Source organism: Martinezella miluonensis, assembly GCF_900094545.1.
GTDB classification, from domain to species: domain Bacteria; phylum Pseudomonadota; class Alphaproteobacteria; order Rhizobiales; family Rhizobiaceae; genus Rhizobium; species Rhizobium miluonense.
On the sequence record NZ_FMAH01000031.1, the window covers coordinates 13098 to 40016 of the forward strand.

General features: G+C 60.4%; 21 protein-coding genes and 1 other RNA gene. 21 read left to right on the forward strand and 1 reads right to left on the reverse strand.

Annotated features, from left to right (window positions below):
• The first annotated feature begins 42 nt into the window (after positions 1 to 42).
• The 13 genes from rnpB to murB all read left to right on the forward strand — a co-directional run bounded on the left by rnpB (position 43) and on the right by murB (position 15003).
• Positions 43 to 442: RNase P RNA component class A (gene rnpB, locus GA0061102_RS22005), an RNA gene on the forward strand.
• Positions 443 to 871: 429 nt separating this feature from the next.
• Positions 872 to 1312, forward strand: a complete 441-nt coding sequence (gene mraZ / locus GA0061102_RS22010; protein ID WP_092853215.1) for a division/cell wall cluster transcriptional repressor MraZ — start codon at positions 872 to 874, stop codon at positions 1310 to 1312.
• Between the two features lie 14 nt (positions 1313 to 1326).
• Positions 1327 to 2352: a 16S rRNA (cytosine(1402)-N(4))-methyltransferase RsmH gene (gene rsmH, locus GA0061102_RS22015; protein ID WP_092853217.1), complete on the forward strand. Its 1026-nt coding sequence runs from the start codon at positions 1327 to 1329 to the stop codon at positions 2350 to 2352.
• A gap of 1 nt (position 2353) precedes the next feature.
• Entirely contained in the window at positions 2354 to 2878 is a 525-nt protein-coding gene (ftsL, locus tag GA0061102_RS22020; RefSeq protein WP_092853219.1) for a cell division protein FtsL, read from the forward strand.
• Positions 2878 to 4632: a peptidoglycan D,D-transpeptidase FtsI family protein gene (locus tag GA0061102_RS22025; RefSeq protein ID WP_092853221.1), complete on the forward strand. Its 1755-nt coding sequence runs from the start codon at positions 2878 to 2880 to the stop codon at positions 4630 to 4632. The genes ftsL and GA0061102_RS22025 overlap by 1 nt, the downstream gene beginning before the upstream one ends.
• 65 nt (positions 4633 to 4697) lie before the next feature.
• Entirely contained in the window at positions 4698 to 6161 is a 1464-nt protein-coding gene (locus tag GA0061102_RS22030; protein WP_092853223.1) for a UDP-N-acetylmuramoyl-L-alanyl-D-glutamate--2,6-diaminopimelate ligase, read from the forward strand.
• Entirely contained in the window at positions 6158 to 7618 is a 1461-nt protein-coding gene (locus GA0061102_RS22035; protein ID WP_092853225.1) for a UDP-N-acetylmuramoylalanyl-D-glutamyl-2,6-diaminopimelate--D-alanyl-D-alanine ligase, read from the forward strand. The genes GA0061102_RS22030 and GA0061102_RS22035 overlap by 4 nt, the downstream gene beginning before the upstream one ends.
• An 11-nt stretch (positions 7619 to 7629) precedes the next feature.
• The gene (mraY, locus tag GA0061102_RS22040) at positions 7630 to 8751 is read left to right on the forward strand and encodes a phospho-N-acetylmuramoyl-pentapeptide-transferase (protein ID WP_004116058.1); all 1122 of its coding nucleotides are present in this window, start codon (positions 7630 to 7632) and stop codon (positions 8749 to 8751) included.
• Between the two features lie 7 nt (positions 8752 to 8758).
• Positions 8759 to 10171, forward strand: a complete 1413-nt coding sequence (gene murD / locus GA0061102_RS22045) for a UDP-N-acetylmuramoyl-L-alanine--D-glutamate ligase (protein ID WP_092853227.1) — start codon at positions 8759 to 8761, stop codon at positions 10169 to 10171.
• Position 10172: 1 nt separating this feature from the next.
• Positions 10173 to 11327 (forward strand): putative lipid II flippase FtsW, encoded by a 1155-nt coding sequence (gene ftsW, locus GA0061102_RS22050; protein WP_092853229.1) that lies wholly within the window; start codon positions 10173 to 10175, stop codon positions 11325 to 11327.
• A gap of 171 nt (positions 11328 to 11498) precedes the next feature.
• Entirely contained in the window at positions 11499 to 12620 is a 1122-nt protein-coding gene (gene murG, locus GA0061102_RS22055) for an undecaprenyldiphospho-muramoylpentapeptide beta-N-acetylglucosaminyltransferase (protein ID WP_092853232.1), read from the forward strand.
• Positions 12617 to 14032 carry a UDP-N-acetylmuramate--L-alanine ligase gene (gene murC, locus GA0061102_RS22060; protein ID WP_092853234.1) on the forward strand — a complete coding sequence of 472 codons (1416 nt, stop codon included), beginning with the start codon at positions 12617 to 12619 and terminating at the stop codon, positions 14030 to 14032. Before murG ends, murC begins: the two co-directional genes overlap by 4 nt.
• On the forward strand, positions 14029 to 15003 hold the full coding sequence (murB, locus tag GA0061102_RS22065) for a UDP-N-acetylmuramate dehydrogenase (protein WP_092853236.1): 975 nt from the start codon (positions 14029 to 14031) through the stop codon (positions 15001 to 15003). Before murC ends, murB begins: the two co-directional genes overlap by 4 nt.
• A gap of 92 nt (positions 15004 to 15095) precedes the next feature.
• On the opposite strand, the gene GA0061102_RS22070 is transcribed toward murB, so the two are convergent.
• A complete protein-coding gene (locus GA0061102_RS22070; RefSeq protein ID WP_092853238.1) occupies positions 15096 to 16427 on the reverse strand; it encodes an MFS transporter in 1332 nt (443 codons plus the stop codon).
• Between the two features lie 255 nt (positions 16428 to 16682).
• Here GA0061102_RS22070 and aqpZ point away from each other — a divergent pair, with 255 nt between their 5' ends.
• From aqpZ to recN, 8 genes are all read left to right on the forward strand, one after another.
• Positions 16683 to 17369, forward strand: a complete 687-nt coding sequence (gene aqpZ, locus GA0061102_RS22075; RefSeq protein ID WP_092853240.1) for an aquaporin Z — start codon at positions 16683 to 16685, stop codon at positions 17367 to 17369.
• A 302-nt stretch (positions 17370 to 17671) separates the two neighbouring features.
• On the forward strand, positions 17672 to 18598 hold the full coding sequence (locus GA0061102_RS22080; protein ID WP_092853242.1) for a D-alanine--D-alanine ligase: 927 nt from the start codon (positions 17672 to 17674) through the stop codon (positions 18596 to 18598).
• Positions 18586 to 19518: a cell division protein FtsQ/DivIB gene (locus GA0061102_RS22085; RefSeq protein WP_092853244.1), complete on the forward strand. Its 933-nt coding sequence runs from the start codon at positions 18586 to 18588 to the stop codon at positions 19516 to 19518. Before GA0061102_RS22080 ends, GA0061102_RS22085 begins: the two co-directional genes overlap by 13 nt.
• A complete protein-coding gene (gene ftsA, locus GA0061102_RS22090) occupies positions 19515 to 20846 on the forward strand; it encodes a cell division protein FtsA (protein WP_092853246.1) in 1332 nt (443 codons plus the stop codon). The genes GA0061102_RS22085 and ftsA overlap by 4 nt, the downstream gene beginning before the upstream one ends.
• Before the next feature lie 103 nt (positions 20847 to 20949).
• Positions 20950 to 22686, forward strand: coding sequence for a cell division protein FtsZ (ftsZ, locus tag GA0061102_RS22095; protein ID WP_092853248.1), 1737 nt, complete (start codon positions 20950 to 20952; stop codon positions 22684 to 22686).
• Positions 22687 to 23015: 329 nt separating this feature from the next.
• Positions 23016 to 23972, forward strand: a complete 957-nt coding sequence (gene lpxC, locus GA0061102_RS22100; RefSeq protein ID WP_092853250.1) for a UDP-3-O-acyl-N-acetylglucosamine deacetylase — start codon at positions 23016 to 23018, stop codon at positions 23970 to 23972.
• Between the two features lie 286 nt (positions 23973 to 24258).
• Positions 24259 to 25128: an outer membrane protein assembly factor BamD gene (locus GA0061102_RS22105; RefSeq protein WP_208858686.1), complete on the forward strand. Its 870-nt coding sequence runs from the start codon at positions 24259 to 24261 to the stop codon at positions 25126 to 25128.
• Positions 25129 to 25140: 12 nt separating this feature from the next.
• A complete protein-coding gene (gene recN / locus GA0061102_RS22110) occupies positions 25141 to 26814 on the forward strand; it encodes a DNA repair protein RecN (RefSeq protein ID WP_092853254.1) in 1674 nt (557 codons plus the stop codon).
• Positions 26815 to 26919: the final 105 nt, after the last annotated feature.

The following is a 26919-nucleotide window of genomic DNA, read 5'->3' on the forward strand; positions in this document are numbered from 1 at the left end:
TTTCGGTGGCAATTGCCTGAAGTCTCGGTTAATGAGCCAGTGCCAGTTGGCCGGGCAGCCGCGCTTCATCAATGCCGAAAGGCGATGAGGTGAGGAAAGTCCGGGCTCCACGGAAACACGGTGCCGGATAACGTCCGGCGAGGGTAACCTCAGGGAAAGTGCCACAGAAAGCAAACCGCCCGGTCTTGTGACCGGGTAAGGGTGAAAGGGTGGGGTAAGAGCCCACCGCGTCTCTGGAAACAGCGACGGCACGGAAAACCCCACCGGGAGCAAAACCGAATAGGGATGACGCGGAGCGCGCAAGCGCTCCAGCCTGTTTCCGGGCCGGTCATCCGGGTGGGTTGCAAGAGGCGTCGCGCAAGCGCCGTCCCAGATGAATGGCTGCCACGTTCCGGCCTCGGCCGGAGCCATACAGAACCCGGCTTACAGGCCAACTGGCAAATCAACACGTCCCTTCAACAAGGGCGCTTTCGCTCTCTCAAAATAATTTCGGGAGCCTTTGGATGCCCTGGTTTTCCGGGGTTTCCTGTTGTTGCGGGCAAGAGTTTTCGCCTGTGAAAACAATCCGTTTCGGGGTGTCCGCTGAAGGTGATCCTAACCTTTCGTTAAACTTAACGGCTTATGAATATTCGAGCTGTTGCCATGGCTGACGTGGCTTCATCCCATTGACGCCCATATGGTCCCATGGTATCCCAAACGAACACTGCATACGGGCAAATCAGAGCCCAATCATCGCAAAGCCGTGAATGCTCCCGTTCCGGGAGTGTCGAAGGGGCGTCGGCTCTTTCGGTTTGCGAAGCTGTGTCCGATTTTGGCTGTGTCTGCGAGCGCATGATTGCACGCGGGTCATGGGGAACGGGTGTTTCGGGTCATGAACCGCTTCCTGTCAAATGCGACCAAACGGATCGATGCCAAGGGGCGGGTTTCCGTGCCGGCGGCGTTTCGTTCCGTACTGGCCGAGCGCAATATTCAGGAGCTTTATTGCTTCCAGGATTTTGTTTTTCCGGCGATCAGTGTCGGCGGTCTCGATCTGCTCGATCGCTTCGAACGGCAGATCGCGGCGGACGATCCTTTTTCGCCGGCGGCGAACCAGATGTCGCTCCTCATTCATGGGGGCGGGGTCTTCGTGAAGCTCGATGCGGAAGGGCGGCTGATGGTCACGGATTTCATCCGCGACTTCACCGGAATTGCAGGCGAAGTGACCTTCGTCGGTCGGGCGGATCATTTTCAATTGTGGCGACCGGAAGCCTTTCTGGCTTTGCAGGCGCAGGCACGAGAGGAGCGCAGGCTGGCGGGCAGGCGCTCGGAATAGAACGGGGAAGCGGAATGGTGGCGAATTCAGGCGGAGGTTCTTCTGATGCCGGTGGCGGACCGGTTCGTCACATTCCGGTTCTCCTTTCCGAAGTGCTCGAGGCGCTGGCCCCCGCACCTGGCAAGATCATTCTCGATGGAACGTTCGGCGCGGGTGGCTATACCTCGGCTATCCTGGCTGGTGGTGCCGATGTGATCGCGCTCGATCGCGATCCGACGGCGATTTCGGCTGGGCAGGCGATCGTCGCGGCTCATGGGGGTCGGCTCAAGCTCATTCAGTCGCAGTTCTCTCAGCTCTCCGATCATGCGCCCGCCGGCGGTCTCGATGGCGTCGTGCTCGATATCGGCGTCTCTTCCATGCAGATCGATGAGGCGGAGCGCGGCTTTTCCTTCAATAAGAGCGGCCCGCTGGACATGCGCATGTCGGCAAGCGGCGTGTCGGCGGCCGATGTCGTCAATCGTGCCAAACTGGCGGATCTCATTCGCATCTTCGCGTTTCTGGGCGAGGAAAAACAGGCGCCGCGGATCGCGCATGCCATCGAAAAGCGGCGTGCCGAGGCTCCCTTCGTGACCACCCGCGACCTCGCCGGTCTGATCGAGATCGTGACGCCGCGAAAGGCCAAGGATAAGATCCATCCTGCCACGCGCGTCTTCCAGGCATTGCGCATCTTCGTCAACGACGAGCTCGGCGAACTGGCTCAGGCGCTGTTTGCCGCCGAGCGCGCGCTCAAGCCGGGCGGGCGCCTGGTTGTCGTAACCTTCCATTCCCTGGAAGACCGGATCGTCAAGAAGTTCTTTGCCGATCGCTCCGGCCGTGCTGCCGGATCCCGCCACATGCCGATGGTGCATGAGCGGGCGGCAACCTTCGATGCCATCGGTAAGTCGATGGTTTCAGCCAGCGATGCGGAGGCGGAAGCCAATCCGCGGGCGCGCTCGGCCAAATTGCGTGCCGGCCTTCGCACCACGGCGCCCGCCGAGGCCGCCGATCTCTCGATCTTCGATCTGCCCAATCTCGCCAGTCTCGGAAAGCTCGGAGGTTGATATGCTGAAGACTTTTGACATCGTGCTGATTGGCGTCATGACGGCGATGGCCAGCGTGACCTATACGATCAAGCACCGGGCTGAGTTGAAGCTGGAAGAGGTTCGTCGTCTCGAGGCCGATATCAAGCTCGAGAAGGACACGATCGAACTCCTCAAGGCCGACTGGGCCTTGGTCTCGCAGCCGAACCGCCTCGAGCGTCTGGTCAACAACTACAGCAAAGAGCTTCAGCTGCAGCCGACCCTTTCGACGTCCATCGTTCAGCCGAGCGAGCTGCCGATGCTGCGCTCGCAGGTTCCGCCGCCAATCGTGGCGGATGCGAAGGACAGCGGCAAGAGCGGCAAGCCGGTCGGTTCCAAGGGGCTTGCCGCTGCAGCCTCCAAGAATGGTGACACGACCGACGCGCAGATCAGAAAGGCCATCGCCGACGTTGCGTCCGCTCCGGCGCCTCGGCCGAAGACGCCCGCCTTGGCCAAGCGCAAGAAGCCGGAAATCGACAACATCGCAACGGGATCGGTGGCTGAATAATGTCTTTCCTTTCCCGCATCATGGTCTTGAAGAGCAAGGCGCATTTCTCCACCGACGGCAACAATCGACCGAGCGATGGTTTTTCCCGTTCGCGGTTCGAAGGGGCGCGCAAGCGCAAGGCCAATCAGGCCAAAAGCCGCGTTGTTCTGCTGGTGGGTAGCTTCATCGCTATCTATTGCGTGATCGGCGGCCGGCTTGCCCAGTTCGCCATGACGCCGCCCGACACCACCTCCAGCATTCTGCCGCCGGATCGCCTGATGGCCTCGCGCCCAGATATCGTCGACCGCAATGGCGCTCTGCTGGCAACCGACATCCGTACCGTCTCGCTGTTTGCCGAGCCGAACAAGATCATCGATGCCGACGAGGCCGTCGAAGAGCTGCGCAAGGTCCTGCCGGATCTCGATGCGAAGTCCACTTACAGGAAGCTTGCTGCCAAAAACTCGCATTTTGCCTGGCTTCGCCGGCAACTGACGCCGAAGCAGCAGAGCCAGATCCTGGCGCTTGGCATCCCCGGAATCGGCTTCCGTCCCGAGAAGCGTCGCTTCTATCCGGGCGGCACGACCGCCCCCCATATTCTCGGCTATGTCAACATCGACAATCGCGGCGTTGCCGGGATGGAGAAATACATCGATAATCAGGGCCTCGCCGATCTGGCAGCCGCAGGCATGACCAACGACCAGCCGCTGCAGCCGGTGAAGCTTTCGATCGATCTGCGTGTGCAGGGCATCGTCCGCGACGCGGTCGTCAACGCCGTCAAGAACTTCCAGGCGAAGGGTGCAGGCGCAGCGGTGATCGACGTGCACACCGGCGAGGTGCTGGGCATGGCCTCGGCTCCCGACTTCGATCCGAACTATCCGAACGAAGGCGCCAGCGAGGGATGGCTCAATCGCATGACGAACGGCACGTTCGAAATGGGATCGACTTTCAAGACCTTCACCATGGCGATGGCGCTCGATTCCGGTAAGATCAGCTTGCGCGACGCTTTCGATGCGACGAACCCGATCCGCATCGGCGGCTTTACCATTCATGACTTCCATGGCCAGCGTCGCGTGCTGAGCGTTCCGGAAATCTTCCAGTATTCGTCGAACATCGGTACGGCGAAGATCGCCGATCTTGTCGGGATCGACGCGCACAAGGAATTTCTGACCCGCCTGGGCCTGCTCAACAAGATGGACACCGAATTGCCTGAGGTGAAGGCGCCGAGCCAGCCTCGCGTCTGGAAGAAGATCAACTCGATCACCATTTCCTTCGGCCACGGCGTCTCGACCACACCGCTGCAGACTGCGGTTGCAGCGGCAGCGTTGGTCAACGGCGGCAAGCTGATCGAGCCGACCTTCCTGCCTCGTTCGCGTGATCAAGCCGATTCGATCGCAAAGATGGTGGTCAAGAAGAGCACCAGCGACGACGTTCGTTACCTGCTCGAATTTAACGGCACCCGTGGCTCCGGCCGGAACGCCCGTGTTCCCGGCTATAATGTCGGCAGCAAGACCGGCACGGCCGACAAGGTCGTCAACGGTCGCTATTCGCATACGCTGAACTTCAACAGCTTCCTGGCGGCGTTCCCGATCGACAATCCGCAATATATGGTCATGACCTTCATCGATGAGCCGAAGAGCGGCGAGCGCGGCGGCGGCACGATCTCGGCCTTTACGGCACTGCCGATCGCCCGCGACATCATCGCCAGAGCTGCGCCCATCCTCGGAGTACAACCCAGCTTTGGAAAAGATAACTCGGCCTTGCTGGCGTCTTATTAAGCGTGAAAGAATACACGGGTCGATTCGCGAGAGGGCGGGTCGATCAAGAGCGAAAAGTACATTCGATGAAACTGCGGGATATTGCCGGAGATGGATTTCCGGAACTCAACACACAGATTGACGGAGCGCTTGGCGATCTCGAGATAGTCGGGATTTCTGCCGACAGCCGACAGGTATCGCCGGGCATGGCCTTTGTTGCCGTCGCCGGCACGAAGGCTGATGGAGCAAGCTTCATCGCCGATGCTGTTTCACGCGGCGCTTCCGTCATCGTTGCGGGGCCTGGAGGCGCCGCGAACGGTGTGCCCTTGCTGCGGGTATCCGAGCCGCGCCGGTTTCTTGCGGTTGCCGCCTCCCGTTTCTACGGACGTCAGCCGGAGACCATGGTTGCAGTGACCGGCACCGCAGGCAAGACTTCGGTCGCATCCTTCACTCGGCAGATCTGGGCCTTTGCCGGACACCCAGCCGCGATGATCGGCACGACGGGCGTGGTGTCGCCGACCCGCAACGATTATGGCTCGTTGACGACACCGGATCCGGCGTCGCTGCACGCGCTGCTTGCCGAACTTGCCGACGAAGGCGTCACCCATGCGGCGATGGAAGCCTCCAGCCACGGCCTCGATCAATTCCGGCTCGATGGCGTCAAGCTCGCCGCCGCCGCCTTTACCAATCTCGGTCGCGACCACATGGACTACCATCCGACGGTCGAGGACTACATGGCCGCCAAGATGCGGCTGTTCAGAGATCTGCTGCCGAAAGGTTCGCCGGCGGTGATCTTTGCCGATGATGTCTGGTCGGAGCAGGCGATCGCTGCAGCTCGTGCCGCCGGGCAAGATGTGCGCACGGTGGGACGCAAGGGCGATTTCCTGACGCTGAAGCGCGTCGAGCATTTCCGCCACAAGCAGATCGCCGAAGTCCATGTCGGCGATGAGATTTTCGAAATCCATATCCCGCTGGCGGGCGATTTCCAGGTTGCCAATGCGCTTGTCGCTGCCGGTCTTGCCATATCGACGGGTGTTGCCGTGTCGGTTGCAATGGCGGCGCTGGAGAAGCTCGTCGGCGCATCCGGCCGTCTCGAGCTCGTCGGTCATACACATGACGGCGCGCTTGCCTATGTCGACTACGCTCACAAGCCGGACGCGCTGGAAAACGTCCTGAATTCGGTGCGGCCGTTCACGACCGGCCGCGTCATCGTCGTCTTCGGCTGCGGTGGCGACCGCGATCGTGGCAAGCGCCCGATCATGGGCGAAATCGCCTGCCGTCTCGCCGATGTGGTCGTCGTGACCGACGACAATCCGCGTTCCGAAGATCCGGCTGTTATCCGCGCGGAAATTATGGCAGCGGCTGCCTGCGCCACGGAGGTCGGCGATCGCGCCGAAGCTATCCACAAGGGCGTCGGCATGCTGAAATCCGGCGACACGCTGATCGTCGCCGGCAAGGGGCATGAGGAAGGGCAGACGATCGGCGGCGTAACGCTGCCTTTCTCCGATCATGCCGAACTGCGCAAAGCATTGGAGGAATTGAAGTCTTGAGCTGGCTATGGACAACTGAGGATCTGATCGCTGCAATCTCGGGCCGCTTCGTCGGATCGCTGCCTGCCGGCATTACGGGCATTTCCATAGACAGTCGCTCCATCAAGCCGGGCGAGGCCTTTTTCGCCATCAAGGGCGATCGTGTCGATGGTCACGACTATGCCAATGTCGCCATGGCGAACGGCGCGGCCTTTATCGTCATCAGCGAGGCGCGTCTGCCTGCAATGGGCAGCCTGACCGTGCCGAAGGTCGTCGTGGATGATGTGTTGGCGGCTTTGGCGCGGCTGGGCGTTGCGGCTCGTCAGCGTACGCAGGCCAAGATCATCGCCGTCACCGGATCCGTGGGCAAGACGACCACGAAAGAGATGCTGCGCCGTGCGCTGACACCATCGGGCAAGGTGCATGCCTCCGTTGCCTCCTTCAACAATCATTGGGGCGTGCCGCTCACTCTTGCACGCATGCCCGAAGATACGGATTTCGGCGTTTTCGAAATCGGCATGAACCATGCCGAGGAGATCAGGCCGCTCGCAAAGATGGTGCAGCCGGATGTCGCCATCATCACCACGATTGCGCCGGCACATCTGGGCAATTTCAACAGCATTGGCGAGATCGCCGCAGCCAAGGCCGAGATTTTCGACGGCGTGGTGCCCGGCGGGCATGCCATCCTCAACCACGACAACGACCAGTTCGAGATGCTGGAGCGCGCAGCGACGGCGGCAGGCATCGAACACATTCACAGCTTCGGCCAGCATGCCAAGGCCGATGTGCGTCTCGCCGAATTCAATGCCTCGGAAGAGAACTCGACTCTCTGGCTGACCATCGGCGGCGAGACGCTGGAAGTGGCGATCGGTGCGCCGGGTCGTCACATCGCCGAGAATGCGCTTGCCGTGCTCGGCGCTGTCATGATCGTCGAGGCGGATCTTGACCAGGCTGTCGCGGCGCTGGCGGACCTGCAGCCGGAAAAGGGCAGAGGGCAGCGCCATAAACGCGCGATCGGCAATGGCTACTTCACGCTGATCGATGAGAGCTACAATGCCAATCCCGCTTCCATGCGCGCAGCCATCGGGCTGCTGGCGACGACATTGCCGAATGCGGGTGTCGGCGGTCGGACGGGCAGGCGGATCGCCGTCCTCGGCGACATGTTGGAAATGGGGGATTACGCCCAGCAGGTTCATGCAAACCTTGCCGGACCGCTTTTGGCGGCCGGTATCGAGCATGTCTGGCTGGCGGGTCCGGAGATGGCGGCTTTGAGGGATGAGCTGCCGGAAAGTGTTCATGTCGAATATCGTGAGACGACGGAGGAACTCTCGGAATTCGCGCTCAACTCGGTCGCCCCTGGCGACGTGTTGATGGTGAAATCGTCGTTGGGGATGAAGTTTGGAAAGATCGTGGCCGGCTTGCTTGACAAGTTTCCCGCATTTTCCGACACGGGCACCCGCACCCATCAGGGGCTTTAGAAAGGGCTCTTATGCTGATTTGGCTAGCCGAACTGTCGGACCATATTCAATTTTTCAGTACACATTTCAGATTCCTCAATCTGTTCAGATACATCACGTTCCGTACCGGCGGTGCTCTGTTTACCTCAGCGTTGATCGTCTTCCTTTTCGGACCGCGAATCATCTCTTCGCTGCGCGTGCGCCAGGGTAAGGGACAGCCGATTCGCGCGGATGGTCCTCAGACACACTTCAAGAAGGCGGGCACGCCGACCATGGGCGGCCTGATGATCCTTGCTGGCATCGTTGTGTCGTCGCTGCTTTGGGCGGATCTGGCCAATGTCTACGTAGTCGCCACGCTGCTCGTTACGCTCGGATTTGGCGCCATTGGCTTCTATGACGATTATCTGAAGGTGACGAAGCAGAGCGACAAGGGTTTCTCCGGTCGCGCGCGCCTGGGCATCGAATTCGTCATCGCGGCGATCGCCGTGTACTTCATGATGACGACCGCACTGTCTTCCGGTCCCGCCGGCTCGACCTTCGGCTCGTCGGTCGCTTTCCCCTTCTTCAAGAACCTGCTGCTCAATCTCGGCATGTTCTTCGTATTCTTCGGTGCCTTCGTCATCGTAGCCGCTGGCAATGCCGTCAACCTGACCGACGGTCTTGACGGGCTTGCGATCGTGCCGGTCATGATCGCGGCTGCGTCCTTCGGCGTCATCGCCTATCTCGCCGGCAACTTCGTCTTCGCCGACTACCTCGCGATCAATTTCGTGCCGGGCACGGGCGAATTGGCCGTCGTTCTCGGTGCTGTCATCGGCGCCGGCCTCGGATTCCTCTGGTTCAATGCGCCGCCGGCCGCAATCTTCATGGGCGATACCGGTTCTTTGGCGCTGGGCGGCATGATCGGCTCGGTTGCTGTCGCTACGAAGCATGAGATCGTCATGGCGATCATCGGCGGTCTCTTCGTCGTCGAAGCGCTTTCGGTCATCATCCAGGTTGGCTTCTTCAAGATGACGAAGCGCCGGGTGTTCCTGATGGCGCCGATCCACCATCACTTCGAGAAGAAGGGCTGGACGGAAAGCCAGGTGGTTGTTCGTTTCTGGATCGTCGCAGTCATTCTGGCGATGATCGGTCTCTCCACCCTGAAGCTGCGGTGAGGCTCCGATGATCCCTGTCACCACGCTGAAAGGAAAGAAGGTCGCACTCTTCGGTCTTGGCGGTTCGGGCTTTGCGACGGCGCGTGCGCTTGTTGCCGGTGGCGCCGAGGTCACGGCCTGGGATGACAATCCCGACAGCGTGGGCAATGCGGCGGCCGAGGGCATCCCGGTTGCCGATCTCAGGACGATCGATTGGAATGCCCTGTCGGTCTTCGTCTTGTCGCCGGGCGTACCGCTGACGCATCCGAAGCCGCACTGGACGGTCGATCTCGCACATGCCGCTGGCGTGGAAGTCGTCGGCGATGTCGAACTCTTCGTGCGCGAGCGGCGAGCGCATGCGCCGGATTGTCCATTCATCGCTATCACTGGAACGAACGGCAAGTCGACCACAACGGCCCTGATCGCTCATATCCTGCAATCGAGCGGTCGCGATACGCAGCTCGGCGGTAATATCGGTACGGCAATCCTGACGCTCGACCCGCCGAAGGCCGGCCGTTTCTACGTCGTCGAATGCTCTTCCTACCAGATCGATCTCGCGCCGACGCTCGATCCTTCTGCCGGTATTTTGCTGAATCTGACGCCCGATCATCTCGACCGGCATGGCACCATGCAGCATTATGCCGATATCAAGGAGCGCCTCGTTGCGGGCAGTGGCGTTGCAGTCGTCGGTATCGATGACAGCTATTCCTCGCTGGTCGCCGATCGCATCGAGCGGGCGGGCACCAAGGTGACGCGAATCTCGCGCCGGCATGCGTTGGCGGATGGTCTCTATGCCGAGGGCAGCCGCATCATGCGGGCATCGAACGGTGCAGCGAGTGGGATCGCCGATCTCGACGGTATCCAAACCTTGCGCGGTGGTCATAACGCACAAAATGCAGCAGCGGCGATTGCCGCTTGCCTTGCGGTTGGCGTCACCGCCGATGAGATTCGCGCAGGGTTGAAATCCTTCCCAGGTCTCAAGCATCGCATGCAGCCCGTTGGCCGGCGCGGTCGGGTCGTCTTCGTCAACGACTCCAAGGCAACCAATGCGGATGCCGCGGCGCCGGCGCTTTCGAGCTACGAGAATATCTACTGGATTGCCGGCGGTCTGCCGAAAGAGGGTGGCATTACGACGCTCGCACCGCTCTTTCCGCGCATCGCAAAAGCCTATCTGATCGGTGAGGCTGCTCCTGCCTTTGCGGCAACGCTCGGTGAACAGGTGCCCTACGAGATCTCCGGCACGCTGGAGCGAGCGGTGGCGCATGCGGCCGCGGACGCGGACGGGGACGAGCATCAGTCTGCGGCGGTAATGTTGTCACCGGCTTGCGCAAGTTTCGATCAGTATAAGAATTTCGAGGTCAGGGGTGACGCGTTCGTCAGCCATGTGGCTGCGATCGAGGGCGTCACCATGCTGATCGGTTCAGCAACTGGAGGCAAATGATATGGTAAGCCGCGTTGAACGTGGGGCCTTGGCCGAATGGTTCTGGACCATCGACCGTGTATTCCTTGCCCTTTTCATCCTGTTGATCGGTATCGGTTTCATGCTCTCCTTCGCGGCGTCGCCGGCGGTGGCAGAGCGCATCGGGCTTGAGCCTTTCCATTTCGTCAAGCGCCACGCCCTGTTCCTCGTTCCGGCGATCGCGGCGATGATCGGCATTTCGTTCATGTCGCCTCGTCAGGTACGGCGCACGGCGGTCATCCTGCTGATCGTTTCGCTGGCGATGATGCTTTTCGCGCTATTCTTCGGCATCGAGGTCAAGGGTTCGCGGCGTTGGGTCAACATCGCGGCGCTGTCGATCCAGCCTTCGGAATTCATGAAGCCCGCTTTCGTCGTCGTCTGCGCCTGGTTGTTTGCCGAGCATGCGCGCCAGCCGGAAATTCCGGGCAATCTCTTTGCCATCATTCTGTTCGGCATCGTCGTTGCGCTGCTCGTCGCGCAGCCGGACCTTGGACAGACGATCCTGACGACGGCCGTCTGGGGTGGCATGTTCTTCATGGCCGGCATGCCCTGGCTCTGGATCATCGTTCTTGGCGGCTTTGGCGCCGGTGGTTTCGTTGCGGCCTATTACGTCTTCGATCACGTGGCGCAACGCGTCAATAAATTCATGACCGGTGAGGGCGACACCTTCCAGGTCGATACCGCCAAGCAGGCGATCGTCCATGGCAACTGGTTCGGCGTCGGCCCGGGCGAAGGCGTCGTCAAGCGGATCATCCCGGACGCCCATACCGACTTCATCTTCTCGGTGGCCGCAGAAGAGTTCGGCGTGATCTTCTGCATGGTACTCGTCTGCGTCTTCGCCTTCCTCGTGCTGCGCGGCCTGTCGCATGCCTACAGGGAGAAGAACGACTTCAATCGTTTCGCGGTTGCCGGCCTGGTGCTGCAGATCGGCATTCAGTCGATCATCAATATCGGCGTGAACCTGCAGCTGCTGCCCGCCAAGGGCATGACCCTGCCGCTGATTTCCTATGGTGGTTCGTCGATGACCGCGATCTGCGTGACCGCAGGCTTCATTCTGGCGCTGACGCGTCACCGCCCGGAAAAGCGTGCGCAGGATCGCAGCATGTTCCGTGTTACGCATGGACTGCCGGCGGAGTAGCATCGTGGACTTGCCCTTACTTCACCCCATACTTCCCGTTCATTCTCCGGTCGCTTTTGCACAGGCGCCGGTCTATGAGGGGGGCTTGGTCCGCGCTGATGACGCGGTCGTGGCGACTTCCTATATCAGGGAGATGCCCCGAGTAATGGGGTCTTCGCTGGAGCGAAAATTATGAGTAAAGGCATTGTCCTTCTTGCCGCCGGCGGAACCGGCGGCCACGTATTTCCGGCCGAAGCTCTGGCCTACAAGCTGAAGGAGCGCGGCTATTCCGTGCACCTGGTCACCGACAGCCGCGCCGAACGCTATGCCGGCAAATTTCCGGCCGATGAGATCCACGTCGTGCCCTCGGCAACGATCGGCTCGAAGAGCCCGTTGAAGGTTGCGCGCGCCCTTTGGACGCTGTGGACGGGCATGCGCGCCGCGCGCAAGCTGATCCAGAGAATCAAGCCCGTCTGCGTCGTCGGTTTCGGCGGTTATCCGACTGTTCCGCCATTGCTTGCGGCTACGCGCATGGGCGTGCCGTCGATGCTGCATGAGCAGAATGCCGTCATGGGCCGCGCCAACAAGATGCTGGCGACGCGGGTGCGGGCGATTGCGGGCGGTTTCCTTTCGGAAGAGGGGCCGTTTGGGGAGAAGACGGTCACAACGGGCAACCCCGTACGTCCGGCCGTCATCGAAGCTGCGAAGCGGCCCTATGTGCCTTCCGTTCCGGACGATCCGTTCAATCTGGTCGTTTTCGGCGGCAGCCAGGGCGCACAATATTTCTCAAAAGCGGTGCCGACGGCCATCAGCCTGTTGGAAGAGCCGCTGCGCAAGCGGTTGCGGATCACGCAGCAAGTGCGTCCCGAGGATATGGAGACGGTCAACAGCTGCACCAGAAAGCTGGAGATGGGCGCCGATGTCGCGCCATTCTTCAACGATATGGCCGAGCGTATCGGTGCTGCACATCTGGTTCTCTGCCGTTCCGGTGCTTCCACGGTATCTGAATTGGCAGTAATCGGCCGTCCGGCCATCCTGGTGCCCTATCCGCATGCGCTCGATCACGATCAGGCGGCCAATGCCGCAGCACTGGCGGCAACCGGCGGCGTCAAGGTCATCGCGCAATCGGAACTGACGCCGGAAAAGCTTTCCACGATCCTGCGCGGCTCCATGACCATGCCGGAAAAACTCGCCAAGATGGCGGCGGCCGCCAAGCAGGCAGGCAAGCCGGATGCGGCTAACTTGCTTGCCGACATGGTTGAGGCTATTGCCGGGGGACGTTCAATTCAGCAATTCAAGGGGGCAGGCGTATGAAGCTGCCGAAGGCAATCGGCCTTGTGCATTTTATCGGTATCGGTGGTATCGGGATGAGCGGCATCGCCGAGGTGTTGCATAACCTCGGCCATCGCGTGCAGGGATCCGACCAATCGGAAAGCGCCAACGTACAACGGCTGCGCGACAAGGGCATTCCGGTCCATATCGGTCACAAGGCGGAGAATCTCGGCGACGCGGAAGTCGTGGTCGTTTCCACTGCCATCAAGAAGAGTAACCCGGAACTCATTGCTGCGCGCGAGAAGCTGCTGCCGGTGGTGCGTCGTGCCGAAATGCTCGCCGAACTCATGCGCTTCCGCAATGCGATCGCCATCGGCGGCACGCACGGCAAGACGACGACCACGTCGCTCGTGGCGACGCTTCTGGAAGCCGGCGGGCTCGATCCGACCGTCATCAATGGCGGCATCATCAATGCCTACGGCACCAATGCGCGCATGGGCGCGGGCGAGTGGATGGTTGTCGAGGCCGACGAATCCGACGGCACGTTCCTGAAGCTGCCCGCCGATGTCGCGGTCGTTACCAATATCGATCCGGAGCACCTGGACCATTACGGCAATTTCGATGCCGTCCGCGCGGCTTTCCGGCAGTTCGTCGAGAACGTGCCGTTCTACGGCTTCGGCGTGATGTGCATCGATCATCCGGAAGTGCAGGCGCTCGTGGGGCGCATCGAGGACCGCAAGGTCATTACCTATGGTGAGAATCCGCAGGCCGACGTGCGTTTCATGAATGTGCGCGTCGAAGGCACGCGGTCGCTGTTCGATGTCGAAATTCGCAGACGCCGCACCGGCAAGGTGATCCATATCAAGGATCTCGTGATGCCGATGCCCGGACGTCACAATATTTCCAACGCGACGGCGGCTGTTGCCGTTGCCAATCGGTTGGGCATCTCCAACGAGGCGATCGCCAAGGGGCTGGCGTCCTTCGGCGGCGTCAAGCGGCGCTTCACGCTGACGGGCGAATGGAACGGGGTGAAGGTTTTCGACGATTACGGTCATCACCCGGTCGAGATCAAGGCCGTGCTGAAGGCTGCGCGCGAGGCCTGCAAGGGCCGTGTCATCGCCGTGCATCAGCCGCATCGCTACACGCGCCTGTCGAGCCTTTTCGAAGAGTTTGCCGCCTGCTTCAACGATGCCGACAGCATCTTCCTGGCGCCGGTCTACGCCGCTGGTGAAGATGCCATCGAAGGCGCGGATTCACAGACTCTCGTGTCGCGCATCAAGGCTAGCGGTCATCGCGACGCGCGCTATCTGTCGTCACAGGAAGATCTTGCCGCTATGGTTGCGGAGATTGCGCAACCGGGTGATTTTGTGGTTTTGTTGGGGGCTGGCAGTATCACATATTGGGCAGCATCATTGCCAAAGGAATTGGAAGGCCTCTCGGGTAAATCCGCATGAAACAGGTAAATGGAGAAAAGCTTCTGGCGTCGCTCGGCGACAGCGTAAAGGACATCAGGGGAAGGCTGACGCCGGACGCGCCGATGGATCGCGTCACGTGGTTTCGCGCCGGTGGATTGGCGGAGCTCATGTTTCAGCCGCACGATACGGACGACCTGATCGCCTTCCTGAAGATCCTGCCGGAAGAAGTACCGCTGACGGTCGTCGGCGTGGGGTCGAACATATTGGTGCGCGACGGAGGCATTCCGGGCGTCGTCCTCAGGCTTTCGGCCAAGGGCTTCGGCGCGGTCGAGCTTGCAGGTGAGAACCGTATTCTGGCCGGCGCCATCTGCCCGGACAAGCACGTCGCCGCCATGGCGATGGACAACAGCATTGGCGGTTTCCATTTCTTCTACGGCATTCCGGGCAGTATCGGCGGCGCCGCGCGGATGAATGCCGGCGCCAATGGCGCCGAGACCCGCGAGCGCGTCATTGAAGTTCATGCAATCGACCGCAAGGGCGAAAAGCATGTGCTGACCAACGCCGAGATGGGCTACAGCTATCGGCATTCGGACGCGTCGGAAGACTTGATCTTCACGCATGTCCTTTTCGAAGGCTATCCCGAAGATCGCGCCAAGATCCGCGCTGAGATGGATGCCGTGCGTGCGCATCGCGAGACGGTGCAGCCCATTCGCGAGAAGACCGGGGGGTCGACTTTCAAGAACCCTGAAGGCCTTTCCGCCTGGAAGCTGATCGATGAAGCCGGTTGCCGCGGTCTTGTGATCGGCGGCGCGCAGATGTCGTCGTTGCATTGCAACTTCATGATCAACATGGAGCAGGCGACGGGCTACGATCTGGAATATCTCGGCGAACAGGTACGCCGCGAGGTCTTCGAGAGTTCCGGTGTCAAGCTGGAATGGGAAATCAAGCGCTTCGGCCACTTCATGCCCGGTCGCGAAGTTCGCCCGTTCCAGGGCGTTACGACGGAATAGATTGGTGCCGCAATCGGCCCAAACCTCTTAAATTGATTCAAGAAAAAGGCCGGGTTTTCACCCGGCCTTTTCAATTGGTTATGCTTGTTTTCTCAGACTTCGTCATTGCCCGAGAGTAGTATGCCGATCAGCGAGAGCAGGGCGGCGGCGGCCAGATAATAGCCGACATAGACGAGGCCGTAGGTCGTTGCGAGCCATGTGGCGATGTAGGGAGCCAGAGACGCACCGACGATGCCCCCGAGATTGAAGGTCATCGAGGCGCCGGTATAGCGCACCGTGGTCGGGAAGGGCGCTGCCAGCGCGGCGCCGATCGGACCATAGGTGAAGCCCATCAATGCCAGACCGATGATCGAGCAGACGAAGGCACCCGCAAGGCCGGCCGTCAGCAGCGACGAATAGAACAGGCCGAAGATGAGGATGCCGATCGTCGTCAGGATCAGAACCAGACGGCGCGAATAGCGGTCCGACAACAGGCCGGAGAGCGGGATCATCAGGCCGAAGAACACGACGCCGACGAGCTGGACGACGAGGAACTGGCCCTGCGAGTAGCCGAGACCTGCCGGCAGCGGAGCGTTGCCGGGAGGCCGGGTGCCCCAGCTCAGCGTGAAGGCCGTCATGAGGTAGAACAGCACGAAGGTGGCGACCGCGATGATGGTGCCGAGGATCAGGCTGCGGAAGTGCGAGCGGAAGATGACCGCGATCGGAACGGAAACCCGTTCTTCCTTCTCGATGGCGCGCTGAAACTCCGGAGTTTCCGTGATCTTCAACCGGACATAAAGGCCGACGGCAACGAGCACGATGCTGATCAGGAAGGGAATGCGCCAGCCATAGTCGAGGAAGTCCGCATCAGCCATGCTCTCGCGCAGGATCAGGAACAGACCTGCCGACAGGATAAAGCCGATCGGTGCGCCGAGCTGCGGAAACATGGCGTACCAGCTGCGCTTGCCTTCCGGAGCGTTTTCCGTGGCGAGCAACACTGCGCCGCCCCATTCGCCGCCGAGACCGAGGCCTTGGCCGAGCCGGCAAAGCGCCAGCAATATCGGTGCGAGAACGCCGATCGAGGTATAGGTCGGCAGCAGGCCGATCACCACCGTCGATAGGCCCATGGTTATCAAGGCCGCGACAAGCGTTGCCTTTCGGCCGACCCGGTCTCCGAAGTGCCCGAAGATCATCGCGCCGATCGGGCGCGCGAAGAAGGCGATGGAAAAGGTTGCGAAAGACTGCAGCGTTGCAGATGTCGGGTCGCTTGCAGGGAAGAACAGCTTCGGGAAGACGATAACCGCCGCCGTCGCATAAACGTAAAAATCGAAGAATTCGATCGTTGTGCCGATAAGGCTCGCGATCAGAACACGTGCCGGAGAATTGGCAACGGCGTTGTTCGATGACGAGGGGGTCGGCGATAAAGGAGATATCGCGTCAGTCATGTTCCCACCATTTTGGACGATTCTAAGGGGTACTTAGCGGACAGAATCTGTCCTTAGCGTAATTTTTGTTCAACGCAAACGCCAACTGCGCAAGAAATCAACGGTTGCATGCTACTATTTAGCCGCAATGGTTGATTCGCGAGCAACTGGGCGAATGTTTGCCACCGCGTATGTGTCTTTCCGGCGAGACCTTCCCGGAATCTTTTCGTAAATGGCTGATTTTCGCTTCGGTTGAGGGCAAAGGGGAAATATTTCATGCAGAAAAAGCTTATAGCTGAATTTCTTGGAACATTCTGGCTCGTATTTGGCGGCTGCGGCAGCGCGATCTTCGCAGCAGCATTTCCGAGCCTCGGTATTGGTTTTCTTGGTGTTGCCTTCGCGTTCGGTCTGACTGTGCTGACTATGGCTTTTGCCGTCGGCGGCATATCGGGCGGGCACTTCAATCCAGCCGTATCGGTTGGCCTGACCGTGGCCGGCCGTTTTCCCGGTGGGCAGCTTATTCCCTATATCATCGCGCAGGTCGTCGGTGCCATCGCCGCTGCTGCCGTGCTTTATCTGATCGCCAGCGGCAAGGCTGATTTCCAGCTCGGCGGCTTTGCTGCGAATGGTTACGGAGAGCATTCGCCCGGCGGCTACTCCATGGTATCGGCTCTTGTGGCCGAGATCGTGTTGACCTTGTTCTTCCTCGTCGTGATTCTCGGATCGACGAGCAGCAAGGTGCCAGCTGGCTTCGCGCCGATCGCCATCGGCTTGGCACTGACGCTGATCCATCTGATTTCCATCCCGATCACCAACACCTCGGTCAATCCGGCCCGTTCGACAGGTCAGGCCCTGTTCGTCGGCGGTTGGGCGCTGCAGCAGCTTTGGCTGTTCTGGGTCGCGCCGATCGTGGGGGGTGCATTGGGCGGCCTCGTCTGGAAATTGGTCGACGATAGCGAGTAAAATCAGCGTGCAATTTTAAGGCTTTCAGGCCCGCATCGGATCCTTCGATGCGGGCCTCTTTGTTTGAAAAATCTAAATGTAGCGATTTCAAAAGTAGCAACTCTCTGAATCTAATGGCAGAATTCTTTAGATCGATTTGATTCGAACCATTCGAGCATCAGCAGAGCGGCCGAAAGTTAACGAAAGTAAACGCTTCATTAACCTTAATGTTGTTCTAATCGACCTATTGAAAGCGGGGCGAGAATCGCTGTTAGGCGAGGCCCGGCAAAAGCAGAGCAGAGACCGTGAAGTCGGGGGTATTAATGGGTGCCAAGCATGTGGCTGTCCTTTTGGGCGGATTTTCCTCGGAGAGGCCTGTCAGCCTTTCCTCGGGAAAGGCATGCGCTGACGCCCTCGAAGCCGAAGGCTTTCAGATCACTCGCGTCGACGTCGATCATGATGTTGCCAGCCGTTTGGCCGAGCTGAAGCCGGATGTCGTCTTCAATGCTCTGCACGGACCGTTCGGCGAGGACGGCACCATTCAGGGTATCCTCGAATACCTCCAGATTCCCTATACCCATTCCGGCGTGCTTGCCTCGGCTCTTGCGATGGATAAGGCGCGGGCAAAGACGGTCGCGGCCGCTGCTGGCATTCCCGTCGCAGCTTCGCTCGTCATGGATCGTTTCCGCATCGTCAGCGAGCATCCGATGAAGCCGCCTTATGTCGTCAAGCCGGTGCGCGAGGGGTCGAGCTTTGGTGTCGTGATCGTCAAGGAAGATCAGGCGCATCCGCCGCAAATCATAACGTCTTCGGAGTGGCGCTATGGCGATGAGGTGCTGGTCGAGCGCTATATTCATGGCCGCGAGCTGACCTGCGGGGTGATGGGAGGTAAGGTTCTCGGCGTTACCGAGATCGTGCCGCTCGGCCACAGCTTCTACGACTACGACGCGAAGTATGCCAAAGGTGGATCAAAACATGTCCTGCCGGCGGAAATTTCACCGAATCTTTACCAAAAGATACAAACATTATCGTTAAGGGCGCATGAAGCTATCGGCTGCCGCGGCGTCAGTCGATCTGACTTCCGTTTCGATGATCGCTTTTCCGAAGAAGGTGAACTTATCTGGCTGGAGATCAACACTCAGCCCGGTATGACTCCTACCTCGCTGGTGCCCGAAATGGCTGCTCATGCCGGCTACTCGTTTGGTGAATTTCTCCGGTGGATGGTGGAGGACGCGTCTTGTTTGCGCTGACGGTCAAAAATATGAGGCGGTCCCGTCATCGCGTCCCGCTCGCCATCGATGACGTCGAAGATGCGTTCGTCCTGCCGCGTCCATTGCGCCGTGCAGTCCGCTTCCTGGTTAGCCTCGGTTCGGGTCGTATCAATATTCCCGCTCACACCGGTACGGTCTCGACCGTCCTGCTCTTTGCTGTCACCGGCCTTTATGGCATGTCCGTCGGTGGTCATGGCCAGGCAGTTGCAGAGGCGACGACGTCCGCTGCTGGGTTCGCGATCGAGGATGTGAAGGTCTCCGGCAACGATGAGACTTCTGAAATCGAAATCCTGCAGTTGCTCGGCCTCGATGGTACGACCTCGCTCGTGGCCCTCAATGCGGATGCTGCTCGCCAGAAGATTGCCAATCTGCCCTGGGTTCAGAATGTCGAGGTTCGCAAGGTCTATCCGAAGACCGTCGAAGTGAAGCTGAAAGAGCGCAAGGCCTATGCCATCTGGCAGCACGGGGCGGAACTTTCGCTGATCCAGAAGGACGGCAGCGTGATCGCGCCGCTGCGCGACAACAAGTTTGCCAAGCTGCCGCTCTTTGTCGGGCGCGATGCAGAGACCTCGGCCGCTTCCGTGGAAGAGGCGTTTGCCAAATGGCCTGATATTCACGCTCAGGTAAAAGCATTCGTCCGCGTCGCCGGCCGTCGCTGGGATCTGTATCTCGACAACGGCGTGATCGTCAGGCTGCCGGAAGACAATATCGATGGCGCGCTGGCGCGGCTTACCAAGCTCGACAAGGACCAGAGCCTTCTGCAGCGCGACATCGCTGCCGTGGATCTTCGTCTCGCAGATCGTACCGCAATAGAATTGACCCCCGACGCAACGCTTCGCCGCCAGGCCGCGGTCGATGCAAGAAACAAGGCTTTGAAGAAAGCAGGGCAGGATACATGAGCTTATTCGGTTCGTCTCATTTCGGCCTGCCGCGGTTGAAGCCGCTGTCTTCCAAGCGGTCGCACATCGTCTCGGTTCTCGATATCGGCTCGACGAAAGTCGTCTGCATGATCGGCCGTCTGACGCCGCGCGAAGAGAGCCAGGTTCTGCCGAACCGCACGCATAACATCGAGATCATCGGCATCGGCCATCAGCGCTCCCGTGGTATCAAGACCGGCGTGATCGCCGATCTCGACGCGCTGGAAGGTGTCGTCCGGCTCTCCGTCGATGCGGCCGAGCGCATGGCCGGCCTCACCGTCGACAGCCTGATCGTCAATGTCTCGGCTGGCCGTCTCGGCAGCGATATCTATACCGCGACCATCGACCTGGGCGGGCAGGAAGTCGAATCAAACGATCTCAAGAAGGTACTGGCCGCCGCTTGCCAGCAGTCGGTCCGCCAGGAGCGCGCCGTGCTGCATTCGCTGGCGACAGGCTACTCGCTCGACGGCGAGCGTGGCATCCGCGACCCGCTTGCGATGTTCGGCGACGCTCTCGGTGTCGACATGCATGTCGTGACGGCCGAGCGCGCCGCGCTTCGTAACCTCGAACTCTGCATCAATCGCGCACATCTTTCGGTCGAAGGCATGGTGGCGACGCCTTATGCCAGCGGCCTTGCCGCTCTCGTCGACGACGAAGTCGAGCTGGGCTGCGCAGCGATCGACATGGGCGGCGGCACGACGACGATCTCGGTCTTCGCCGAGGGTAAGCTTGTGCATACCGATGCCGTCAGCCTTGGCGGCCATCACGTCACGACCGACCTCGCTCGTGGCCTTTCCACCCGCATCGAGGATGCGGAGCGTCTGAAGGTCGTCCATGCCTCCGCGCTGGCGAATTCCTCGGAAGAGCGCGAACTGATTTCCATCCCGCCGATCGGCGAAGATGAGCGTGACCAGCCGACGCAGGTGCCGAAGGCCCTGGTGTCGCGCATCGTCAAGGCTCGTATCGAGGAAACCCTCGAACTCATTCGCGATCGCATCCAGCGTTCGGGCTTCAGCCCGATCGTCGGCAAGCGTGTCGTCCTGACGGGCGGCGCCAGCCAGCTGACCGGTTTGCCTGATGTGGCGCGCCGGGTCCTTGCCCGCAATGTCCGCATCGGTCGTCCGATGGGCGTGTCCGGTCTGCCGACGGCAGCCAAGGGGCCGGCTTTTTCGACGGCGGTCGGCCTGATGATCTATCCGCAGGTCGCAGACATGGAAACACATGCGCCGAGCAGCGGTCTGCTCTCGTCGCTTGGGGGTAACAACAGCCGGATCGGCCGTGTCGGCCAATGGTTGAAAGAGAGTTTTTGAGTGCCTGATCCGGAGGTCGTTTCTCCGGGTAAGCGTCAGGCAAGTGAAATCGAGTGAATTGGCCGGCGTGGCGATGCGGCCATAAAGAGAAGGAACGGGTACAATGACTATCAAGCTGCATAAGCCAGATATCACCGAGCTTAAGCCGCGAATCACCGTGTTCGGTGTTGGTGGCGGTGGCGGCAATGCCGTCAATAACATGATCACGGCAGGCTTGCAGGGCGTCGATTTCGTCGTCGCCAACACTGATGCACAGGCGCTGACCATGACGAAGGCGGAGCGGATCATCCAGCTCGGCGTCAACGTCACGGAAGGTCTTGGCGCCGGTTCGCAGCCGGAAGTCGGCCGTGCAGCCGCTGAAGAGTGCATCGATGAAATCATCGACCACCTCAATGGCACGCATATGTGCTTCGTTACCGCCGGCATGGGCGGTGGTACGGGTACGGGTGCCGCACCGGTCGTCGCACAGGCCGCTCGCAACAAGGGCATCCTGACCGTCGGCGTCGTCACCAAGCCGTTCCACTTCGAAGGCGGCCGCCGCATGCGTCTCGCCGAACAGGGTATCCAGGAACTGCAGAAGTCGGTCGACACGCTGATCGTCATTCCGAACCAGAATCTGTTCCGCATCGCAAACGACAAGACGACTTTCGCCGACGCGTTCTCGATGGCCGACCAGGTTCTCTATTCGGGCGTTGCCTGCATCACCGACCTGATGGTGAAGGAAGGTCTCATCAACCTCGACTTCGCAGACGTCCGTTCGGTCATGCGCGAAATGGGCCGCGCCATGATGGGCACCGGTGAGGCTTCCGGCCAGGGCCGTGCAATGCAGGCCGCCGAGGCCGCCATTGCCAACCCGCTGCTCGACGAAACCTCGATGAAGGGCGCACAGGGCCTGCTGATCTCGATCACCGGTGGCCGTGACCTGACCCTGTTCGAAGTCGATGAAGCTGCAACCCGCATCCGCGAAGAGGTCGATCCCGACGCCAACATTATACTCGGCGCCACCTTCGACGAATCGCTGGAAGGCATCATCCGCGTTTCCGTCGTCGCAACGGGTATCGACCGCGCGATGAACGAAGCTGCCGACAGAGGAATGGAATTCCGTCCGGCCGCCAAGCCGGCTATGCGTCCTTCCGCGGCCGCCGCTCCGGTAGCGGCCGCAGCTCAGCCTGCCCATGTCGCGCAGGCCCATACCGCACAGGCTGCCGCTCCGGCTCCTCGTACCGTGGACCCGGTTGCCCAGACCATTCGTGCGGCAGAGGCCGATCTCGAGCGCGAGCTGGAAATCCAGATGAGCCGTCAGGCTCATGTCCAGCAGCAGCCGGTAATGCCGCAGGCCGCAGCGCCGGAAGATAGCTTCCGTCCGCAGAGCCGCATCTTCGCAGCTGCTCCGGAAGCTCAGCCGGTCCGTCAGGCCCCGGTTCAGGCGCAGCCTCAGCAGCAGGCACCGGTCATGCATCAGCAGCCGATCATCCGTCAGGCTCCCGAGCAGGTTCGCATGCCGAAGGTCGAGGATTTCCCGCCGGTCGTTAAGGCTGAAATGGAACACCGCGCCCAGCCGGCAGCCCCCCAGGCCACCGAAGAGCGTGGCCCGATGGGCCTGCTGAAGCGAATCACCAATTCGCTCGGCCGCCGCGAAGAAGATCCGGCCTTCGATGACATGATGGCCTCGACGAACGCAGCGCCGCAGCGCCGGGCACCGTCGCCGGAAGCCAGCCTCTACGCTCCGCGTCGCGGCAACCTCGACGACCAGGGCCGTCAGGCTCCGCAGGCACGCATGGCGAACCATGAAGACGATCAGCTCGAGATTCCGGCCTTCCTGCGCCGCCAGTCGAACTGACCTGATGCTGAACGACCTTTTAATAGGTCGCTAACCATCTTGACGAAATCCGGGGCCGCAAGGCTCCGGATTTCCTTATTTTAGACTTGTTGTCATATCCGAAATTATCCAACAAATTCAATCAGCTGCTTTCGTAACAATGCGAAAGAAACAGTGATTTGGAATGCTGTGCCCCGGCGCGTATGTAAATACCAAGCAAGGCTGCGGAATCACATTTGGCAGCGAGCTTTTGTAAGAGAGCGGCATAGTTAACAGACTGAACCGGCGAGAAGGGTAAGCGTCCGAAGATGGCCACCCAGCATGGATCAGACAGACGAAGGCAGAATTATATGGCAATCGGATTGCTGGGTTTTCAGACCACTATTGCAAACCCTGTGACACTTTCGGGTATCGGCGTTCATTCCGGCGCCAATGTGTCGATTACGTTCTATCCTGCTGAGGCAGGCACCGGTGTCGTTTTCCAGCGCCTGCATGGTAATGGCGATGTGACCGAGCTGCGTGCCGTTTCCTCGCAGGTCGGCAATACGGATCTCTGCACGGTTCTTGGCTTTTCTCCGGCGCGCTCCGTTGCGACGGTGGAGCATGTCATGGCTGCGATCTACGCGGTCGGCCTCGATAACGTCGTCGTGGAAGTCACCGGCGCCGAAATGCCGATCATGGACGGCAGTTCCTATCCCTTCATCGAAGCCATCGAGCAGACCGGTATCGTCTCGCTCAGCGCCAAGCGTCGCTATATCCGCGTCACCAAGCCGGTGCGCATCGAGGCCGGCGGTTCCTGGTGCGAGTTTCGTCCATATGACGGCACACGATTCGAAGTCGAGATCGATTTCGAATGCCCGCTGATTGGCCGACAGAAATGGGAAGGCGACCTGACCGCCGAGAGCTTCAAGACGGAACTGTCGCGTGCGCGCACCTTCGGCTTCATGCGCGACGTCGAACGCCTCTGGGCTTCGGGCCACGCGCTGGGTTCGTCGCTTGAGAATTCCGTCGTCATCTCCGACGACAATACGGTTATCAACGTCGAAGGCCTGCGTTACGCCAAGGATGAATTCGTTCGTCACAAGACGCTGGATGCCGTTGGAGATCTCGCGCTTGCCGGCGCGCAGTTCATCGGCCATTACCGCTCCTATCGCGGCGGCCATCGGATGAATGCGAATGCTCTCAAGGCGCTGCTGAGCGATCCCAGTGCTTATGATGTCGTCGAGTCTTCGGCGCAGCGTCAGCGTGCTCACAGCCGCGATTTCGTTCCGGTAAACGCTCCGGAATTCGCCCCCTGGTCGGCGTGACCTTTCGGAATCGCGATGAAATTGAGTGCCGCTCTGATGAGGAGCGGCTCTTTTTTTGACAGGCGACTCGCAAGCTTTGTCTTCGGTTGGAGCAGGACGTGAAAATCAGGTGAGCGGCAAAGGAATTCCCTGTCAAAACAGTGATTAAAGCCTGCTGAAATCCGGCCTTTGCCACAAAAATGCGTTAATGCATCATCAATGCGTTGCCCTGATGGTGTTTTTACGGCTAGAAACGCCAGCGAGAGAACGCCGTCTCCGCAACGACGGCTAGTGGGACAGTGATCCGATGAGTTTTGCAAGGTCTGAAAGCATGAATATCGCAGCACGGGCTTTGCTCGTATCGCTTCTCCTGGCTGGTACCAGTGCTGTGGTGACCGGTTGTAATACGAAGAAGGATATCGACATCACCAAGCTCGGTGTCGATACCGATCCGCCGGAATTGCTCTACAATCAGGGCCTCGCCAATATCAAGGCCGGCAACATGGCGGAAGCCGGCAAGAAGTTCGATGCCATCAACCAGCAGCAGCCCTTCTCCGAATGGGCGCGCAAGGCGATGGTGATGAGCACTTTCGTGAAGTTCCGTACAGGTCGCTATGACGACGCCGTACAGACGGGCAATAGCTACCTGCGGCAGTATCCGGCCTCCGAAGATGCCGATTACGTCCAGTACCTGGTCGGCTCGTCCTACGCCAAGCAGATCGTCGACATCACGCAGGACCAGCGTGCGGCGCAGCAGACGATCGAGGCAATGAGCAAGCTCGTCACCAATTATCCGAAGTCGCAATATGTCAGCGACGCGCAGGAAAAGATCCGCTTTGCCCGCGACCAACTCGCCGGCAAGGAAATGCAGGTCGGGCGCTATTATCTTGAGCGCAAGGATTATCTTGCCGCCATCTCCCGCTTCCGCATCGTCGTTGAGAAGTACCCGACGACCAACCAGATCGAGGAAGCCTTGGCGCGTCTGGTCGAGGCCTATTACGCGATGGGCATCGTGCCTGAAGCCCAGACGGCAGCCGCCGTTCTCGGCCACAACTATCCGGACAGCCGCTGGTACTCCGATTCCTTTCAGCTGCTGAAGAAGGGTGGCGTGGAGCCGAGCGAAAACTCCGGTTCGTGGATTTCCAGAGCGGGCAAGAAACTTCTTCTTGGGACGTGAGATTGAGCGCAGATGCTGATCCAGCTTTCGATCCGCGATATCGTTTTGATCGAGCGGCTGGATCTTGCCTTCGAGTCCGGACTTTCGGTGTTGACCGGCGAGACGGGTGCAGGCAAATCCATCCTGCTTGATAGCCTGTCGCTGGCCCTTGGCGGGCGCGGCGATGGCGGTCTCGTGCGTCATGGAGAGGACCGCGGTCAGGTAACGGCGGTTTTCGAGGTCGGCACGCAACATCCCGCTCGCAAGCTCCTGCGCGAGAATGGCCTCGATGACGACGGCGATCTCATCTTTCGCCGCGTTCAATCTGCTGACGGCCGCACCAAGGCCTTTGTCAACGATCAGGCGCTCAGCGTTCAGCTTATGCGCCAGATCGGGCAGCTTCTCGTCGAAATCCATGGACAGCATGACGACCGTGCACTCGTCGATACGGATGCACACCGCATGCTGCTCGACGCTTTCGCCGGTCTCGCGGAAGAGGCGCAGGGGGTCGGCAGGCTGCACAAGGCATGGCGCGACAACGAGCGCACCTTGAAGAAGCACAGGGAGCAGGTGGAGAAGGCGGCCCGCGAGGCCGACTATCTGCGTGCTTCCGTCGAAGAGCTGGAAAAGCTGTCGCCGCAGGACGGCGAGGAGGATGAGCTCGCCGAAAAGCGCTCGCGGATGATGAAAGCCGAGCGCATCGCCGGCGATATCGCCGAGGCTTCGGAGTTCCTGAACGGCAATGCCTCGCCCGTGCCGCATATCGCTTCGCTGGTCCGCCGGCTCGAGCGCAAGAGCCATGAGGCGCCGGGCCTGCTGGAGGATACTGTCGCGTTGCTCGACGCGGCTCTCGACCAGCTCTCCAACGCGCAGATGGAAGTAGAGGCCGCACTGCGCAAGACGGAATACGATCCGCGCGAACTTGAGCGGGTCGAGGAGCGGTTGTTTGCGCTCCGCGCAGCCTCGCGCAAATATTCGGTGCCCGTAAGCGAGCTTCCGGCTCTCGCTGAGCGCATGGTTTCCGATCTCGCCGATGTCGATGCCGGCGAAGAGAAGCTGGCCCGCCTTGATGCCGAATTGGCTGCCGCAAAGGCGGAATATGATGTTGCAGCACGCCGTCTCTCGGAAAAGCGCCATCATGCGGGCGAGGCCCTTGCCGCCGCCGTCATGGCGGAATTGCCGGCGCTGAAGCTCGAGCGGGCGCGTTTCATGGTGGAAATCACCAGCGACCGGGACGCCGGTACGGCCGAGGGCATCGATGTTGTCGAATTCCATGTGCAGACCAACCCCGGCACGCGCCCCGGTCCGATCACCAAGGTCGCGTCCGGCGGCGAGCTGTCGCGTTTCCTGCTGGCGCTGAAGGTGGCGCTCGCCGATCGTGGTTCGGCACCAACCCTCGTGTTTGATGAAATCGATACCGGTGTTGGCGGTGCGGTCGCCGATGCGATCGGCCAGCGGCTGAAACGCCTGTCCGATCGCGTGCAGGTGCTTTCCGTCACGCACGCACCACAGGTCGCTGCACGCGCCGGGACGCATCTCCTGATCTCCAAAGGCCCGGTCGCAGATGGATCGGAAAAAATCTCGACACGCGTGGCGACCATGGAGCCCAAGGACCGCACCGAGGAAATCGCCCGCATGCTTGCTGGTGCTTCGGTGACGGAAGAGGCGAGGGCGGCTGCCAAGCGCTTGCTATCAGGCAACGGCTGATCGCTGCACGCGTCCCACCACTTGATTTTTCCCTTTGTTTTTACGCGCTCCGGGCGGAAAACCGCTTCACACTTTTTCTCGAAGTGCTCTAAAACATCTCCGAAA